Source organism: Stenotrophomonas sp. GW821-FHT02D01 (assembly GCF_059421765.1).
In genome coordinates, this window is sequence record NZ_JBWKVP010000014.1 from 41,638 (window position 1) to 56,325 (window position 14,688).

The 14,688-nt window shown below is 66.2% G+C and carries 11 protein-coding genes; 5 read left to right on the plus strand and 6 right to left on the minus strand.

Features of this window, described 5'->3' with window-relative positions; genetic code table 11:
* Positions 1-94 precede the first annotated feature (94 nt).
* The 5 genes from gcvT to AC07UW_RS19070 all read right to left on the minus strand — a co-directional run bounded on the left by gcvT (position 95) and on the right by AC07UW_RS19070 (position 7,104).
* Positions 95-1,207, minus strand: a complete 1,113-nt coding sequence (gene gcvT / locus AC07UW_RS19050) for a glycine cleavage system aminomethyltransferase GcvT (RefSeq protein WP_025877786.1) — start codon at positions 1,205-1,207, stop codon at positions 95-97.
* A gap of 642 nt (positions 1,208-1,849) precedes the next feature.
* Positions 1,850-2,284 carry an NfeD family protein gene (locus AC07UW_RS19055; RefSeq protein ID WP_495212666.1) on the minus strand — a complete coding sequence of 145 codons (435 nt, stop codon included), beginning with the start codon at positions 2,282-2,284 and terminating at the stop codon, positions 1,850-1,852.
* Between the two features lies 1 nt (position 2,285).
* Complete coding sequence (locus AC07UW_RS19060; RefSeq protein WP_025877782.1) at positions 2,286-3,245, minus strand: SPFH domain-containing protein; 960 nt, start codon at positions 3,243-3,245, stop codon at positions 2,286-2,288.
* Positions 3,246-3,366: 121 nt separating this feature from the next.
* Positions 3,367-4,110, minus strand: coding sequence for a FadR/GntR family transcriptional regulator (locus AC07UW_RS19065; RefSeq protein WP_025877780.1), 744 nt, complete (start codon positions 4,108-4,110; stop codon positions 3,367-3,369).
* Positions 4,111-4,212: 102 nt separating this feature from the next.
* Positions 4,213-7,104: a TonB-dependent receptor gene (locus AC07UW_RS19070; protein ID WP_336031242.1), complete on the minus strand. Its 2,892-nt coding sequence runs from the start codon at positions 7,102-7,104 to the stop codon at positions 4,213-4,215.
* A 330-nt stretch (positions 7,105-7,434) separates the two neighbouring features.
* Here AC07UW_RS19070 and AC07UW_RS19075 point away from each other — a divergent pair, with 330 nt between their 5' ends.
* The 5 genes from AC07UW_RS19075 to AC07UW_RS19095 are packed head-to-tail and all read left to right on the plus strand — an operon-like array spanning position 7,435 to position 14,331.
* Positions 7,435-8,787, plus strand: coding sequence for a polysaccharide lyase 6 family protein (locus AC07UW_RS19075; protein WP_238379112.1), 1,353 nt, complete (start codon positions 7,435-7,437; stop codon positions 8,785-8,787).
* Positions 8,784-11,033, plus strand: a complete 2,250-nt coding sequence (locus AC07UW_RS19080; protein WP_495212667.1) for an oligoalginate lyase — start codon at positions 8,784-8,786, stop codon at positions 11,031-11,033. The genes AC07UW_RS19075 and AC07UW_RS19080 overlap by 4 nt, the downstream gene beginning before the upstream one ends.
* A complete protein-coding gene (locus AC07UW_RS19085; RefSeq protein ID WP_495212668.1) occupies positions 11,030-12,334 on the plus strand; it encodes an MFS transporter in 1,305 nt (434 codons plus the stop codon). Before AC07UW_RS19080 ends, AC07UW_RS19085 begins: the two co-directional genes overlap by 4 nt.
* Before the next feature lie 45 nt (positions 12,335-12,379).
* Entirely contained in the window at positions 12,380-13,132 is a 753-nt protein-coding gene (locus AC07UW_RS19090) for an SDR family NAD(P)-dependent oxidoreductase (protein ID WP_093818692.1), read from the plus strand.
* 14 nt (positions 13,133-13,146) lie between these two features.
* Positions 13,147-14,331, plus strand: a complete 1,185-nt coding sequence (locus AC07UW_RS19095; protein WP_495212669.1) for a GDSL-type esterase/lipase family protein — start codon at positions 13,147-13,149, stop codon at positions 14,329-14,331.
* Between the two features lie 33 nt (positions 14,332-14,364).
* On the opposite strand, the gene AC07UW_RS19100 is transcribed toward AC07UW_RS19095, so the two are convergent.
* Positions 14,365-14,667 carry an Mpo1-like protein gene (locus AC07UW_RS19100; protein ID WP_223496219.1) on the minus strand — a complete coding sequence of 101 codons (303 nt, stop codon included), beginning with the start codon at positions 14,665-14,667 and terminating at the stop codon, positions 14,365-14,367.
* Positions 14,668-14,688: the final 21 nt, after the last annotated feature.

Genomic DNA, 14,688 nt, shown 5'->3' on the forward strand with positions numbered 1-14,688 from the left:
GGGACTGCTCCAGAGATATGCAGGGGGTGGAAAAAACGGGGCTAGTGTAACCAACCGGCCGCCACTGCTGGCAGTGACGACCGGCATGTTTGGATCAGGCGTCGCCAAGCACGCCGGGCTGGGCCTGGCCTTCGCGCACGAACGGGAACTTGACCACCCGCACCGGCACCTGACGGCCGCGGATGTCGACGGTGACCTGGCCGAGTTCACCGGCCGGCACGCGCGCGAATGCGATGCCCTTGGCCAGGGTCGGCGAGAAGGTGCCGGACAGGATCTCGCCCTGGCCGCCGGCAGTGGTGACCGCCTGGCCATGGCGCAGCACGCCCTTCTCATCCATCACCAGGCCGATCATCTGACGTGCGTTGCCAGCCGCTTTCTGCGCCTCCAACACGTCGCGGCCGATGAAGTCGCGGCCCTCGTCCAGCGACACCGTCCAGGCCAGCGCCGCTTCGTAGGGGCTGATCGCTTCGTCCATGTCCTGGCCGTACAGATTCATGCCGGCTTCCAGGCGCAGGGTATCGCGCGCGCCGAGACCTGCCGGCTTCACGCCGGCAGCAAGCAGGCGGTTCCAGAACGCGACCACGGCATCCTGCGGCAGCAGGATCTCGAAACCGTCTTCGCCGGTGTAGCCGGTGCGGGCGACGAACAGTTCAACGCCGTCGTCGGACTGCACCTGCAGCGCGGCGAAACGGCCGAGCTTGCCAAGCGACTCACGGTCGGCTTCGCGGGCCAGGCCGATGACGATGTCGCGCGCCTGCGGACCCTGCACAGCGAGGATCGCCAGGTCTGGACGCTGTTCGACCGAGACGTTGAACGGCGCAGCCTGCTCGCGCAGCCACGCCAGATCCTTCTCGCGGGTGGAGGCGTTGACCACCATGCGGAAGAAGTCCTCGCCCAGGTAATAGACGATCAGGTCGTCGATGACGCCGCCCTGCGGATTCAGCATGCACGAGTACAACGCCTTGCCGGTGGCCTTGAGCTTGTCGACCGAGTTGGCCAGCAGGCGGCGCAGGAACGGCTTGACCTGGTCGCCGCGCAGGTCGACCACGGTCATGTGGCTGACGTCGAACACGCCCGACTCACGACGCACCAGGTGGTGCTCGTCCAGCTGCGAGCCGTAGTGGATGGGCATGTCCCAACCCCCGAAATCGACCATCTTGGCGCCAAGGGCGCGGTGGGTATCGTTGAGCAGCGTCTTCTGGGTCATGACCGGGTCCGGCAGCAGAGGAAACAAGAACGCGCATTATCCCAGATCGGTCGGCCGCAGGTCGCGCCGCAGCGCAGCGGGGAGATGTTGGCCGGCCTGCGGCCGGCGGGCGCTTTCTACAAGCCAGGGCGCAAAGCGCAAAGCCGAAGCGTGTCGGCTCTGGGTTCTCTCGGCTTGGTCGGAGCAGCGTGGGTACGCGGGGGACGCCGTAAACCCATCCCTGGGGGCTTGGCCGCCGCATCCATGCGGCGGACACCCCCGCGCGCCCACGCTGCCCCTCCCTTCCGGAGTTCCCGATGACGGGACGGAAGGCAAGAGCGGTTGTGGGTGTCGACACATATATGGAGAGAAGGGTCGGAGCCCTTTCCTGCGGAAAGGGATCCGCCCCCGGGCACACAGAGCGCAGCGACCGGCGTTTGCTTCCCGCTTTTGATTTCTTTTCCGTGCTCTGGACGCGCACGGAAACTATCAGGGGTCGGGCGGGCTGGGTTCGCGGGGGTGTCCGCGGCATGGATGCCGCGGCCAAGCCCCCAGGGATGGGTTCACGGCGTCCCCCGCGAACCCAACCCGCCCGACCCAACAAACAGACCCCGACGCATCAAGCGGCCAATCCACGAGGGGCTGCGCCGTTGGCTGGAAAACCTAGGCGACCGCCTCGACCACCAGCGCACTGCCCTGCACCGCCACCACCCGCACCAGCGTGCCGGCCGGCAGCTCCGGCCCACTCACCTGCCACGACGCGTCGTCGATGCTGACCCTGCCCTGCCCGGCAACGATGGCCTGCGGCAAGGGCACCACCCGCCCGACCAGTTGTTCAGCGCGGCGGTTCAGCAGCGGCGCGTCGCTCTGCCGCGCACGCGGCTTGCCCCAGTGCCGGTAGCACTGGATGGACAACACGCTCAGCACCACGAAAGCGACCACCTGCCACAGCACCGGGATATCGGCGAACACCGCTACCAGCGCGAACACCGCCGCCGCACCGATGCCGATCCACAGCATGAACGCGCCGGGCGCCAGCGCTTCGGCGGCGAACAGCAGCAAGGCCAACGCGCCCCAGGCAACGACTTCCCAGCGCATGTCAGCCTCCGATCGGTGGCGGCCGCTTTGCCGGCGGCCGGGTTTCCTGGTTGGACAGGGCCTGCTTGGCCAGCTCGGCCACGCCGGCGATCGAACCAATCACTCCGCTGGCCTCCATCGGCATCAGCACCAGCTTCTGGTTCGGCGACGTGGCCAGTTCCTTGAACGCTTCCACATACTTCTGGGCGATGAAGTAGTTGATCGCCTGGACGTCGCCGTCGGCGATCGCCGCCGACACCACCTGGGTCGCCTTGGCTTCGGCTTCGGCAAGACGCTCGCGTGCCTCGGCGTCGCGGAATGCGGCCTCGCGCCGCCCCTCCGCCTCCAGCACCGTAGCCTGCTTCTCGCCTTCGGCACGCAGGATCTCAGACTGCCGCGAACCTTCCGCCTCGAGGATCTGCGCGCGCTTCTCGCGCTCGGCCTTCATCTGCCGTGCCATCGCATCGAGCAGGTCGCGCGGCGGCTGGATGTCGCGGATCTCGATGCGGTTGACCTTCACGCCCCACGGGTTGGTCGCATGATCGACCACGCTGAGCAGCTTGGCGTTGATCACCTCGCGCTGGCTGAGCGATTCATCCAGGTCCATCGAGCCGATCACGGTACGGATGTTGGTCTGCACCAGGGCGATCATCGCCACTTCCAGCACCGATACCTCGTAGGCGGCCTTGGCCGCGTCCAGTACCTGGAAGAACACCACGCCATCGACGCGCACGGCCGCGTTGTCCTTGGTGATCACTTCCTGGCCGGGCACGTCCAGCACCTGCTCCATCATGTTCACCTTGCGCCCCACCCCGTAGACGATCGGGATCAGGAAATGCAGGCCGGGCGACATGGTGTGGGTGTAACGGCCGAACCGCTCGACGGTCCATTCATAGCCCTGTGGCACCATCCGCACTGCCTTGAACAGGATGACCACGGCCACGAAGGCCAGCACCGCGCTGAAGAACATGGTCGGGAACATCGCGCTTTCCTTATGGGAGACGTCCGGAGCCCAGCATAGCGCGTGGATGCAGGCGATGCGGGTACCGCACGTTCCAGCCGAAAGCAGCCGAGCGTGGCCCGGCGCTGCAGGATGAACCCGCTCAGATCCGGGTTGTGGCCAGGAAGCGCTCGCGGTCCTGCTGGGTCTGCCGGCGGATCTCGGCCAGCGCCTGGCTTTCGGTCGCCTCCAGCATCGCCTCGAACAGGCGCTGGAAGTGATGGCGCATCGCATTGCGTGCAGCGACGGGATCGCGCGCGCGCAGCCCCTCGAAGATCGCCATGTGCTCGTCGGCGCGGCTGGCACCATCGTCATGGCACACCCGTGCGTAGACCTCGGTCACCCGCGGCAGCTCGCTGCGCATGCGCCAGATCTGCTGCACGAAATACTCGACCACCGGGTTGCCCGAGAGGCGGGCGATGGCCAGGTGGAAGCGACGGTCGTAGTCGCCGGCCTCTTCATCGGTAAGGTCACGCCGGCACAGCGCTTCAGCCAGCACCTGCAGCTCGGCGATGCCGGCCTCATCGATATTGCTTGCCGCCAGCGCTGCGGCTTCCGCCTCGAATACGGCACGCGCCGCGGTCAGGTCGAAGGCGCTGATATCGGGCAACCCGCCGGCAGCCTGGGCCGGGCGCGGCTTCACATAGACGCCCGAACCGATACGGATCGCGATCCAGCCCTGCGCTTCCAGGGCGATTTCCGCCTCACGGATGGTGACCCGGCTGACGCCGAAGCGTTCGGCAAGTTCACGTTCGCCCGGCAGGCGCGAACCCGACGGATATTCGCCATCCTCGATCAGCTTGCGGAGCTTGGCGGCGATGGTCTGGTAGAGACGGTTGGCGGACATGCGGCTGACCCTTGGCGGTTCCCTCCGGGCCCGTCCCCGGCCACCGGGCACGGTGCGGGTCCGGTTGGAGCGACGGCGCGACCATTGGCCGCGCCGCCCTGTTCAGAACTTGTATCGTACACCGAAATACGCGCGCCGCCCGTAGCTCACCACCTCGCGGAAATTCCCGTAAAGCGGCTGGTACGCCACGCGTGGCTCGTCGGTCAGGTTCATCAGTTCCAGCGACAGCGACAGCTGCTTGTTCACCCGGTAACGCAGGCGCAGGTCGACGCTGGTGTTGTCATCGTAGTAGCGGTTCTGCTGCGCCGTGTTGCCGGTGAAGTCCTGGTAATAGTGCGAACGGAACTTGCCGATGGCCTGGATGTTGAAGCGGCCCACATCCCAGTAGAGGGAACCGGACAGCACATGCCGCGAGAAGCCGCTCAGGCCGGCCGGCGGAACGATGGCCGGAATGATCGATCCATCGGCGGCCAACTGCTCGCCCAACCGCGAATCCTGGGTCTGGTAGTCGGCGTCGGCATAGTTGTAGCTGACCTTGAAGCCAAGGCCATCGAACGGCTTGGGCAGGTACGAGAACCGGTGGGTGGCACTGAGCTCGATACCGGTCAGGGTGCTGTCTTCATCGGTGGTCACCTGCTGGCGCACCGGTACGGTCACCGTCTGTCCGTTGAGGGTGTAGGTCTCCGGCACCAGCGCGGTGGCGGTGCCGCCGTTGAACTGCTTCCAGTACACCGCACCGGCCAGCAGCGTATCCGGGTTCGCATACCACTCAAGCGAGACATCGCCGTTCCAGGACATAAGCGGCTGCGCAGCAGGATTGCCGCTGGCACTGATGTCGTCCAGCGCGTCGGCCAGGCCGGTATAGGTGGCATCGCTGCTGACATTGATGGTTCGCCCGGCACCGAGTGCGGCGATATCCGGGCGTGACATCGCCCGGTACGCGCCCACCCGCAGCAACAGGTCCGGCTTCAGCTCGAACGCGGCATTCAGGCTTGGCAGCAGCTTGTCGTTGCCCGCCTTGAACACCTGGGTGGTGAAATCACCAGTGGGTTGCAGGCGGATCGTGCCGTCGCCGTTGTCGATGACCGCCAGGTCGGTGCGCACGCCTTCCGAACGCACGTCGGTCTTGACCCAGCGCAGGCCGACATTGCCGGTGACCGGCAGGCCGAACAGCGTGCTGCTGAATTCACCCATCAGGTACAGCGCGCGGGTTTTCTCGGTCACATCGACGTTGTTCGGGTCCTGGAAGTCCGGGTCCAGGCCACTGTCGCTGGTGCCGCGGAAGGACTCGTAGAGGCAGCTCGGATCGAAGTACGCCCACGAGGAGATCGTATTGCCGCTGGCCGCATCCATGAAATCGTCCTGCGGGAACGGTGCACGGCAGGCACGGTTGGCGGCAATGATCTTCGCCTTGTCGGCCGCTACGCGCTGGTCGTAGTCGGTCACCAGGGTGTTGTCGCGCAGGCGGTAGTCGGCCTGGCTGGCGCGCACGCCGCCCTTGATGCGGGTGAAGAAACCGGACTCGGGCATGAAGCTGGCATCGAAGCGGCCGGCCTTGATCTTGTGGTCGTTCTCGGTCGCGCTGGAGGTCACCCGCGCCGCGCCGGTGTAGGCATCCCAGTTGTTCGGGTCGAAGTTCGGCGCCAGCGCCACGCTCGGCACCTCGCCATGCCAGTCCCAGTCGTAGTCGACATAGCCGGTGGCGCCGCTGCTGATGCCCGGCACGATGGCATTGTTGACGTCGCGCTGGTTGGCGCGCAGCCGGGTCATGCGCTCGCTGTCCAGGCGATTGGTATGCGAATAGGAAAGATCGGTGGACAGCTCCCAGGCCGGGCTGGGGCGCAGGATCAGATTGAGGCCACCGCCGGTGTATTCCTCGCCGCGCCAGTAGCGGTTGGAGGTCGAATCGATGGAAGTGCTGCCATGCAGGTGGCGGACGATGCCATCCTCGTCCACCTCGCGCTGGGTGATGCCGCGTCGTGCATTGGACAGGCTCAGGTCGCTGCGGTCCTCGTCCCAGTTGCGCTCGGTATGTTCGAAATCGAGGTTGACCTCGACCACGTCGTTGGGCCGCCATTGGATCGCCGCGAATTCGCTCTGGCGGTCATTGCGTTCCTGCTTCAGGCGATAGATGCGGCTGCTCGGCACCAGGTAGTACGGCGCGCCGTTGGCGATGGCCTGGGCGCTGACCTCATTGCAGTTGGCATTGGCCACGTTCTGCCTGCCATCGCAGGCATACCAGGTGGAGCCGCTGGTGATGCTCTCCTCCGGATCGGTGCCCTCCAGCCGCTGGATGCCCAGCGAGATGCCGAGCTTCTGGCCGTTGCCGAATTCGAACTGGTCGATGTAGCTGGCGGTACCGCGATAGCCGATGCCATCGTCGTCGCGGTACTTCTTGTCATACTCGGCCCAGCTGCCGCGCAGATCGATCTGCGCCGAGCGCTTGCCGTACTCCAGCGGCTTGACCGTTTCCAGCCCGATGGTGCCGGCGACACCGCCTTCGATGATGTCGGCACGCTGGGTCTTGTAGATCGCCACCGTATTGATCAGCTCGGCCGGGAACATGTTGAAGTTCACCGAGCGGTCGCCGCTGCCGTTGGTGATCTCGCGGCCGTTGAAATTGGTGCTGCTGAGGAAGGCGCCGAGACCACGGATCGAGATTTCCGATGCGCCGGTCTTGTCGCGGGTCGAGGCGGCACCGGTCAGCGTTTCGATCGCATCGGCCAGTGATGGCGCGGGCAGGTCGCCGATGTCATCGGCCGACAACACATCGGCGATCACCGTGTCGTCGCGCTTCTTGTTGATCGAGCTCTGCATCGATTCGCGGATGCCGGTGACCTGGACCTGGTCCAGGGTGGTGGCGTCCTGCCCGGAACCGCTGCCGGCAGACTGCGCCTGCACGGCCGGTGAAGCCGCCAGCGCAGCGAGCAGTGCCACGATCAGCGGTGTGGGTGACAACGGTGTACGACGTACAACTCCGGCTGGTTGCCGCATGGTTTTCCTCCTCCCAAAGGATCGCCCGGACGGTAGGCGTGGGACGCAGCTTCGACACGCCGACACAGAAATGTCAACCAACTGGACTGGATTTTTCGTAATACCTTTGATTCAGACCGGTTGCCCGGCATTTCATGTGCTGATGCAGCATGACTTTGCGCGCAACGTGGCTTACAACACAGCTACCAAGTGGTATGCACACCCACTCCGAAACCGCGGCATCGCCGTCTCTGGAAGGACTTCATGCGCATTCAACCGACTTCGCACCGCCTTTCGAAACCCACCCTTGGATATTGCCTGGCAATTGGACTGGCAACCTGCCTGACCAGTTTGCCGGCGAATGCTGCAAGCTGGCTGGTCCATGATGCCGCCGAGTTCGCCACCGCCGCTGCCGCCCTGCAACCCGGCGATGAAATCGTGCTGGCCGATGGCACCTGGACCGATGCGCGCCTGCTGCTGAAGGGCCAGGGCACCGCCGCCGCCCCGATCGTGCTGCGCGCGCAGACGCCGGGCAAGGTGATCCTCAGCGGGGGGTCGGACCTGCGCCTGGCCGGCAGCTACCTGCAGGTCTCCAACCTGGTATTCCGCAACGGCTACACCCCGGGCGACGCCGTGGTGGCGTTCCGCGAGTCGAGCAAGGCAGTGGCCAGCCACAGCCGCGTCACCGGCCTGGTCATCGATGACTACAGCAACCCCGATGGCAGCGACCAGGACTACTGGGTGTCGCTGTACGGCAGCAACAACCGCCTCGACCACAGCCAGCTGCGCGGCAAGACCAACGCTGGCCCGACGGTGGTGGTGGTGCGCGATGCCACCCAGGGCCTGGACAACCAGCACCGCATCGACCACAACTGGTTCGGCCCGCGGCCAGCGCTGGGCGTCAATGGCGGAGAGACGATCCGCGTCGGCACCAGCGACACCTCGCTGAGCGATTCCAACAGCACGGTGGAGAACAACTGGTTCGAGGGCTGCGATGGCGAGACCGAGATCGTCTCCAACAAGTCCGGCGGCAATACCTTCCGCGGCAACGTGTTCTATCGTTCGGCCGGCGCGCTGACCCTGCGCCATGGCAACGGCAACCGGGTGGTCGACAACCTCTTCCTCGGCGACGACAAGGCCGGCACCGGCGGCGTGCGCATCATCAATGCCGACCAGACCGTCAGCAACAACTACTTCGAACGGCTGGCCGGCTCCAGCAACCGCTCGGCACTGGCGGTGATGGATGCACAGGCCAATCCGCCGTTGTCCGGCTACGCGCCGGTGGTCAACGCGACCATCAGCCGCAACACCTTCGTCGACGTGGCGAAGATCAGCTTCGGTGTGGGCCATGACGAAACCAAGGGCATCGTGGTCGCCGCCAGCAACAGCCACTTCAGCGGCAACCTGATCGTCAACCGCACCAGCAAGAATCCACCGAATGCGGCCAGTTCGCTGGCCGGCATCGCCTTCAGCAACAACGTGCAGTCGCCGCAGGCCAGCAGCGTATTCCCGGGCGGGGTGAGCAGCGCCAGCATTACCCTGCAGCAGGCCGCCAGCAGCCTGTGGGTGCCGGCAACGCCCCTGCCCACCATCGGCGCCGATCCGGCGCTGGCAATGACCCCGCGCGAACAGACGGGGGTGGACTGGTATCCCAAGGTGGGCGAGGTTGCCCTGTCACGCACCAGCACCGGAGTTGATCGATGAGGTTGCAGCCGCTGTCCCTTTGTTCCCAACGTCTGGCGCTCGCCCTTGCCCTGGCCGCTCCCTTCGCCCTGTTGCCGACGGCACCGCTGCATGCGGCACCTGCTGCAGCTGCGCGACAAGGCGATACCGCGCCGGTACTGGTGACCGCCGCACAGTGGCAGCAGATGGCCAGCGAAGGCAGCCGGTATCCGTGGTTCGCCAAGGAACAGGCGCGTACGCAGAAATCGCTGCAGAAGATGATGAAGGCCGGCATCGACGTGCCGGTGCCGAAGGACAAGGGCGGCGGCCGCACCCATGAGCAGCACAAGCGCAACTACCAGGCACTGCTGGCCGCCGGCACCCTGTATCGGCTGACCGGCGACAAGGCCTATGTCGCCTATTCGCGCGACATGCTGCTGCAGTACGCCAAGCTCTACCCGACCCTCGGCCCGCATCCGGAAGGACGCGGACAGATTCCCGGCCGGGTGTTCTGGCAGGTGCTCAACGATTCGGTCTGGCTGGTCAACGCCATCCAGGGCTACGACGCGATCCGCGATGCCCTGTCGCCGCAGGATCGGCAGATCATCGAGTCGCAGGTGTTCCGGCCGATGGCCGAGTTCCTGGCCAGCGAGCCGAAGAACTACGACCAGATCCACAACCACGCGACCTGGGCGGTGGCCGCCACCGGCATGACCGGCTACGTGCTGCGTGATCGGGAGTTGGTGGAGAAATCGCTGCGCGGCAGCCGCAAGGATGACCAGTTCGGTTTCCTGCGGCAGATCGACCTGCTGTTCTCGCCCGATGGTTATTACGAGGAAGGCCCCTACTACCAGCGCTATGCGCTGGCGCCGTTCCTGCTGTTTGCCAACGCGATCGAACGCAACGAGCCGCAGCGGAAGATCTTCGCGCGCCGCGACGGCGTGCTGCTGAAGGCGGTGGACGTACTGGTACAGACCAGCTACGACGGCCTGTTCTTCCCGATCAACGATGCGATCCTGGACAAGGGCATCGATACCGAAGAGCTGGTGGCTGGTATCGGCATCGCCTATGCGCAGGCCGGCGATGACCGTCTGCTGTCGGTCGCGCAGCAGCAGAAACGCCTGCTGCTGTCGCCGGAAGGGCTGCAGGTAGCGCAGGCGTTGGCAGCCAACAAAGCCAAACCGTTCGACTACCGGCCGATGCTGCTGCGCGACGGTCCGGACGGTGAACGCGGCGGTCTGGCGATCCTGCGCATGGGCGGCGAACGCGGCCAGGCGCTGGTGCAGAAGGACACCATGCAGGGCATGGGCCACGGCCACTTCGACAAGCTCAACTGGCTGTTCTACGACAATGGCAACGCCGTGGTGACCGACTACGGCGCGGCGCGCTTCCTCAACGTGGAAGCCAAGCGTGGTGGCATCTATCTTGCCGAAAACCGCAGCTGGGCCAAGCAGACCGTGGCCCACAACACGCTGGTGGTGAACGAGCAGAGCCACTTCAAGGGCGACTGGAAGCGCGGTGAGGAACTCGCCCCGCAGGTGCGCTTCTTCCAGGTCGACGCAGATACCCAGATCGCCTCGGCGACGATGCGCGATGCCTATCCGGGCGTGGTGTTCACCCGCACCCAGGCACTGCTGCGCCACCCCGAACTGGGCCTGCCGGTGGTGCTGGACCTGCTGCAGGTGCACGGCGACAAGGCTGCACGCTACGACCTGCCACTGCACTTCAACGGCCATATCGTCACCACCGGTTTCGAGGCGGAGCATTTCCCCACCCAGCGCCCGGTGCTCGGCAGCGACAACGGCTACCAGCACCTGTGGCTGGACGCACGCAGCAAGGCCGGCAGTGAGCCGCGCACGCTGGCGTGGCTGCTCGACGGACGCTTCTACACCTACCGCTTCGGCAGCAGCGCGCCGGCGCAGGCGTTGCTGGTGGAGAGCGGTGCCAATGATCCCGAGTTCAACCTGCGCCGTGAACCGGCGCTGCTGCAGCGCGTGGAAGGACAGAAGGATGTGACCTTCTTCAGCGTGCTGGAGCCGCATGGCGAGTACAACGGCACCGCCGAGTACGTGCATGGTGCCGACAGCCGCATCAAGCAGATCATCCGCACCCGCGGCAATGATGCCGAGGTGCTCGAGGTGCGCCTGGCCAGCGGCGCCCGCATCGCACTCGGCGTGGCCGACGACAGCGACGCGAAGGGCGAACACAGCGTGACGGTGGATGGCCATGTCTACCGCTGGAGCGGCAGCCATGCGCGCATGGACCGCAGCAAGGGTGATGCACAATGAACGGCCCCTCGGCCGTGGCCACGCTGCGCAAGGTGCCGGTGCGCTCGGCCGTGCGCTGGCTGATCGTCGGCCTGATCGCGGTGGCCACGGTGATCAACTACATCGACCGCAATGCACTGGCGGTGATGTGGCCGGAGATCGCCAGGGAAGTCGGCGCGACCAAGGACGATTACGCACTGCTGGTCACCGTGTTCATGCTCTTCTATGCCGCCGGCCAGTTCCTGTTCGGGCGCCTGTTCGACATGATCGGGACGCGGCTGGGGTTCGCGTTGTCGATCAGTGTGTGGTCGATCTCGATCGCGCTGCATTCGGTCACCCATTCCATGCTCTCCTTCAGCGTGGTGCGGGCGATGCTGGGCATCAGCGAAGCCGGTGCCTGGCCCGGCGCGGTGAAAGCCAACGCCGAGTGGTTCCCCGCGCGTGAGCGTGCCCTCGCGCAGGGCATCTTCAACGCGGGCGCGTCCATCGGTGCCATCGTTTCGGCGCCGGCCATCGCCGGCCTGTACCTGTGGCTGGGCTGGCGCGGCACCTTCGTGCTGGTCGGTGCACTTGGCTTCCTGTGGCTGCTGCCTTGGCTGTTCGTCTATCGCGCCGGCCCGGACAAGCATCCGTGGGTGAGTGACGCCGAACGACGCCTGATCATGGAAGACCAGGCTGGCCAGCAACGCGTGGATGCACCGAAGGTCAGCGTGCGTTCGCTGCTGGTCCACCGGCAGAGCTGGGGCATGCTCGCCTGCCGTTTCCTGCTCGATCCGATCTGGTGGCTGTTCGTATCGTGGCTGCCGATCTATCTGGCCGAGACCTTCGGCTTCGACATCAAGCAGATCGGCCTGTTCGCCTGGGTGCCCTTCGTCGGCGCCATGCTGGGCAGCCTGAGCGGCGGCTGGCTGTCGGGGCGCCTGATCAATGCCGGCCAGAGCGTGGACCGTGCGCGCAAGCTGTCGATTTCGCTGGGCTGCGTGATCATGGCACCGGCCCTGCTGGGCGCGGTACTGGCCAACCAGCCGCTGTTTGCGGTGCTGGCGATTGCAGCAGTGCTGTTCGGTTTCCAGATCGCCATCGGCAACATCCAGACCCTGCCCGGCGATCTGTTCGACGGCCGCTCGGTGGGCACGCTGGCCGGTCTCGGCGGCCTGGCCGCCGTAGCCGGAACGTTGATCACCACCTGGCTGGTGCCAGTGCTGACCCGCCATTCCTATGCACCGATCTTCATCCTCGTTGCCGCACTGGTGCCGCTGTCGCTGGCCGCACTGTGGTGGTGGACCGGACCGATCCACAAGCTCGACCGCACCGACGGTTGAGCCCCCATTCCCTCGCATTCCCCCGCAAACCAAGGAGTTTCCCGCATGTCGTTCCAGGACAAGGTGGCCATCGTCACCGGTGGTGGCCGTGATATCGGCCGTGCCGTCTCGATCAAGCTGGCTGCGGCCGGTGCACGCGTCTGCCTCAACTACGCCAACGACGAAGCCAGCGCGCAGGAAACGCTGGCGCTGATCAAGGCGGCCGGTGGCCAGGCTATCGCCCACCGCGCCGACGTCACCGATCCCGCCGCCGTGGCCGGCCTGGTCGCGGCGACGCAGGCTGCATTCGGCCAGCGCATCGACGTGCTGGTGAACGTGGCCGGCGGCATGGTCGAGCGTCGTCCGCTGGCCGACATCGATCCGGCGTTCTTCCACAAGGTCATCGACCTCAACCTGACCTCCACCTACCTGACCACCCACGCCGTGGTACCGCACATGGGCGAAGGCGCGGCGATCGTGAACTTCGCCTCGCAGGCCGGTCGCGATGGCGGCGGCCCCGGCGCGGCGATCTACGCCACCGCCAAAGCGGGCGTGATGACCTTCACCCGGGCCATGGCCAAGGAGCTGGGGCCGAAGGGTATCCGCGTCAACGCACTGTGCTGCGGCATGATCGCCACCCGCTTCCATGACGAATTCACCAAACCGGAAGTGCGTACGGCGGTGGCCGGCGCGACGCCGCTGCGTCGCCAGGGCCTGCCGGACGAAGCCGCCGATGCGGCGGTCTACCTGGCGTCGGCAGCGGCAGCGTTCATCACCGGTGCCAATCTGGACGTCAACGGCGGCACCTACTTCTCCTGACCGGACCGAAGCCCATGCAGCGCTGGATCACCCTGCTTTCCCTGGCCATCGGCACCGCCGTGGCCGCCCCCGTGGCGCTGGCCGCACCGGTCTGGGTCACCGCCTGGACCGCTTCGCCCGCGCCTGACCGCAAGGATGGCAGCGCTGACGCGCCCGTGCAGTTCGCCGCGCAGACCGTGCGCCAGGACATTCGCCTGGGTAGCAGGGGCGATGCGCTGCGACTGCGCATCAGCAACGAACTGGGCACCACGCCGCTGCATGTGGAAGACGTACGGGTGCGCCTGAAGGATGGCAAGGCGGCAGCGCTGCCGGTCACCGTCGATGGACGCACGTCCATCGACGTACCGGTGGGCGCAGCGCTGCTCAGTGATGCACTGCCCTTGCGGGTTGCCGCCCTGCAGGAGATCAGCGTGACCGCGTACTTCCCGCAGCCCACCCGCCCCGCGGTGCGCCGTACGGTGGTGCGGGTGGCCGACGGAAAGCAGGACGCGGTGGCCGACAGCGTGCGCGTGGGCTACCAGCAGAACGTGTTCTCTGCGGTACTGGTGCAGCGCGCGGACCGGCCGCAGGTGATCGTGGCCCTGGGTGATTCCATCACCGAGGGCGCGACGGCTTCGCGTGGCTCGTTCAACCAATGGCCCGAGCGCTTGGGCCAGCGCCTGCAGCAGGCGTGCCCTGACCGCTTCGTGGTGCTCAACCAGGGCATCAGCGGCAACAAGCTGCTGGACCACGGCCGCAGCCACAGCGCGCTGTCGCGGCTGGATCGCGACGTGATCGCAGTGGCCGACGCCGACCAGGTGATCCTGTTCGAAGGCATCAATGACATCCGCCACGGTGGCGGCGCACAGCCGCTGTCGGGACGCAGCGCGGCAGACATGCTGCTGGGCTACCGCCAGGTGGCCACCCGGCTGCATGCACATGGCATCCGCGCTCATCTCGGCACATTGACGCCCTTCGGCGATTCGGAGCGCTACGAGCCGGTATCGGCCGCCACCCGGACCGCGATCAACCAGTGGGCGCGTGGCCAGGACACCGGCTTCGATGGCGTGGTGGATTTCGATGCGGCGCTGCGTGATCCGAAACAGCCGGAATCATTGCCGGCGGACATCACCCGCGATCATCTGCACCCGAACGACGAGGGCTACCGGCGCATGGCCGACGCGATCAACCTGGCGGCGCTGGGCTGCAACGCGCGTTGAGTCGTACGGCGCCGGCCGGCGCGCACGGCGAGATCACCACTTCACCCTGCCACGCAGGATGTCGGCGAACATCACCCAGTCACCGATGAACGAATACAGTGGATGACGAAATGTTGCAGGGCGGTTCTTCTCGAAGAAGAAGTGACCGACCCAGGCAAAGCCGTAGCCGCAGGCCAATGCCGCCAACAGCAGCAGCGGCTGCCCTCGCAGCACGGCGATGGTGACCAGCAGCAGTACGCCGCAGCTGCCGATGAAGTGCAGCCGACGCGAGACCGTGTTGCGGTGCTCGCTGAGGTAGAACGGGTAGAACTCGCGGAAGCTGGCGAAGCGGGACATGCGCGTGCTCCGTTCGTTGAG

Bases quoted from the DNA above. Each gene is read 5' to 3' on its own strand.
- gcvT (WP_025877786.1), bottom strand. From the start codon at position 1,207: ATGACCCAGAAGACGCTGCTCAACGATACCCACCGCGCCCTTGGCGCC.
- AC07UW_RS19055 (WP_495212666.1), bottom strand. From the start codon at position 2,284: ATGCGCTGGGAAGTCGTTGCCTGGGGCGCGTTGGCCTTGCTGCTGTTC.
- AC07UW_RS19060 (WP_025877782.1), bottom strand. From the start codon at position 3,245: ATGTTCCCGACCATGTTCTTCAGCGCGGTGCTGGCCTTCGTGGCCGTG.
- AC07UW_RS19065 (WP_025877780.1), bottom strand. From the start codon at position 4,110: ATGTCCGCCAACCGTCTCTACCAGACCATCGCCGCCAAGCTCCGCAAG.
- AC07UW_RS19070 (WP_336031242.1), bottom strand. From the start codon at position 7,104: ATGCGGCAACCAGCCGGAGTTGTACGTCGTACACCGTTGTCACCCACA.
- AC07UW_RS19080 (WP_495212667.1), top strand. From the start codon at position 8,784: ATGAGGTTGCAGCCGCTGTCCCTTTGTTCCCAACGTCTGGCGCTCGCC.
- AC07UW_RS19085 (WP_495212668.1), top strand. From the start codon at position 11,030: ATGAACGGCCCCTCGGCCGTGGCCACGCTGCGCAAGGTGCCGGTGCGC.
- AC07UW_RS19090 (WP_093818692.1), top strand. From the start codon at position 12,380: ATGTCGTTCCAGGACAAGGTGGCCATCGTCACCGGTGGTGGCCGTGAT.
- AC07UW_RS19095 (WP_495212669.1), top strand. From the start codon at position 13,147: ATGCAGCGCTGGATCACCCTGCTTTCCCTGGCCATCGGCACCGCCGTG.
- AC07UW_RS19100 (WP_223496219.1), bottom strand. From the start codon at position 14,667: ATGTCCCGCTTCGCCAGCTTCCGCGAGTTCTACCCGTTCTACCTCAGC.